The following is a 1882-nucleotide window of genomic DNA, read 5'->3' as shown; positions in this document are numbered from 1 at the left end:
TGATGTCGTAAAGATGCTGGCGCGAGATGCCCAGCAGGCGGGCGATCTCGGCCTTGGGTTTGCCGGTCGCGGGGATGACATCCTCGCGCAGCAATTCACCGGGATGGGTCGGGCGGCGGTTCGGGTCGCGGGTCATGTCCGTCTCCTAGTGGTATTGTACAAGGTCGATCACGTAAGCATCGCCATCTGCGAACTCGAACGTGACACACCACGGGCCGTTGATATGGACCGTGTAGCGCGTCGGGGTGAAGCCGCGCAGGGCGTGAAAGTCGAAGCCGGGAAGGTTCATGTCTTCCGGTCTTCTGGCGGCGTCGAGGGCGTCCAGGCGGCGCAGGATGCGGGGATGAAGGCGTCGATCGTTTCTGGATCGCCCGCCCTCCCAAAGGGCCTTGAGCTGCTTGTTGGCGAAAGTCTTTATCATGCCGCATCTGTAAGCCGCACGCATACACATGTCAACAGATAGCTTACAACAACTCGCGCCAATTGACAAACCGCGCCTCAGCCCCGCGCGGCCTGTTCCTCACGCAGGCCCCGCAACGCCCATTTGGCCAGAAAGGCGGATCGGTTCGTGGTGGCCGCGTCGATGCGCCTGACCAGATCCTCGGTCAGGGTGACGTTCACGCGCACGGTCCGGCCGGGCAAGACCGCAGGCAGCATGACCAGTTGGCCGCCATCGAGGTCTATTCCGTCAATCGAGGCGGGCTGCGGGATATCCACCCGGTCCGCCGCCAGATCGTCGATAACCTCCTGTACGATGGCCGCCGCATCGGCCAGCGCCTCAAGCGTGGTCGCGCCCGAGCCGCCCACGTTGATGCCGGGAACCGTCACGCCGAACAGGCCGTCCGCATCGGCGGGGTGCAGAATCGCGGGGTAATAGGTGTTGGGCATGGCGCCCTCCTTTCATTTCAGCTTGACGCCGGTTTGCTTTTCGATGGCGAGGACAACCTTTTCCGCGATTTCACGCTGGCGCGAGATTGCCGAGACATAGACGCCGTCCTTGTAGACCTTGGTGTGGTTGCCGCCTTCGCGCAGGTCGAGCCCGGCCTCTTCAAGTTTCCTGATGATGTCACGGCGTTTCATGTCATCCTCTTTTTATGTGTATTTAATACACACTATACGCGGGCAGCGCAAGCGGAAATGCGCACTGAATACACACTTCGTTTCGGAAATTCACGGCAACTGACAAATCACGCCTCGGGCGAGCGGCTGGTCTCGCAGCTCTCAGTGCGCGGCTTTGATTTCCGCCCGCGCGGCCGAGGACAGGAAGGCGCTGCGGGTCATGCCGCGACGCGCCGCCTCGGCATCGATGGCTTCCAGCAGGCCGGGGTCCAGCGACACGTTCACACGCTTCGGAGACCCTCGGTCAAGGATCAGTGCCACATGGGCGATCTGCGCGCCCGCGCGCCATTCGGCAAGCTCGGGATCGGCCAGAATGGCATCCACGGTGCGTGGTACGGGAATACCCAGCCCATCCTCGCGCATGCCCTGCACATGGAAGGCAAGAGCTTCCTCGCCGCGCTGGATCGCCTGATCGACGGTCTCGCCATCCGAGATCGCGCCGGGGAAGTCAGGGAAGCTGATGCCGAAGCCATCGGCTTCGTCGGTGTGCAGGAAGGCAACGTAACGCATGAGTTTCTCCTTTCAGCGCCAGCGGCCTACAGTCCCAATGCCTCGCGCAATATCGCGTTGACGCGGGTTTGCCAGCCGGGACCGGTCGCGCGCAGCGCCGCGACCAGATCGGCGTCCAGCCGGGCCGAAATGGACACCTTCGGATTTTCCAGTGGCGGACGCCCGCGGCGGGCCTCCTCTTCCTGCATCCCGGAAAGCAGTTCGGGATGCGCCTTGCGGAACGGGCGGGCGGTCGCAAGCTGTTCGTCGGTCA

The 1882-nt window shown here is 63.1% G+C and carries 5 protein-coding genes; all 5 read right to left on the bottom strand.

Features of this window, described 5'->3' with window-relative positions; genetic code table 11:
• Window positions 1-145: 145 nt before the first annotated feature.
• Complete coding sequence (locus tag ACK5L9_RS22585; protein ID WP_416913704.1) at window positions 146-421, bottom strand: type II toxin-antitoxin system RelE/ParE family toxin; 276 nt, start codon at window positions 419-421, stop codon at window positions 146-148.
• Window positions 422-498: 77 nt separating this feature from the next.
• Window positions 499-888 carry a type II toxin-antitoxin system HicB family antitoxin gene (locus ACK5L9_RS22580; protein WP_416913703.1) on the bottom strand — a complete coding sequence of 130 codons (390 nt, stop codon included), beginning with the start codon at window positions 886-888 and terminating at the stop codon, window positions 499-501.
• 12 nt (window positions 889-900) lie between these two features.
• The gene (locus ACK5L9_RS22575; protein WP_416913702.1) at window positions 901-1080 is read right to left on the bottom strand and encodes a hypothetical protein; all 180 of its coding nucleotides are present in this window, start codon (window positions 1078-1080) and stop codon (window positions 901-903) included.
• Between the two features lie 141 nt (window positions 1081-1221).
• Window positions 1222-1629, bottom strand: a complete 408-nt coding sequence (locus tag ACK5L9_RS22570) for a type II toxin-antitoxin system HicB family antitoxin (protein ID WP_416913701.1) — start codon at window positions 1627-1629, stop codon at window positions 1222-1224.
• Window positions 1630-1655: 26 nt separating this feature from the next.
• A partial coding sequence (locus ACK5L9_RS22565; RefSeq protein ID WP_416909731.1) for a BrnA antitoxin family protein occupies window positions 1656-1882 on the bottom strand: 227 nt, incomplete at its 5' end.

This window comes from Paracoccus sp. (in: a-proteobacteria) (assembly GCF_047973135.1).
GTDB lineage: Bacteria > Pseudomonadota > Alphaproteobacteria > Rhodobacterales > Rhodobacteraceae > Paracoccus.
This window is presented reverse-complemented; position numbering and strand designations above follow the sequence as displayed.

Coding starts and splice junctions, on each gene's coding strand:
- ACK5L9_RS22585 (WP_416913704.1), bottom strand. CDS start 421: ATGATAAAGACTTTCGCCAACAAGCAGCTCAAGGCCCTTTGGGAGGGC.
- ACK5L9_RS22580 (WP_416913703.1), bottom strand. CDS start 888: ATGCCCAACACCTATTACCCCGCGATTCTGCACCCCGCCGATGCGGAC.
- ACK5L9_RS22575 (WP_416913702.1), bottom strand. CDS start 1,080: ATGAAACGCCGTGACATCATCAGGAAACTTGAAGAGGCCGGGCTCGAC.
- ACK5L9_RS22570 (WP_416913701.1), bottom strand. CDS start 1,629: ATGCGTTACGTTGCCTTCCTGCACACCGACGAAGCCGATGGCTTCGGC.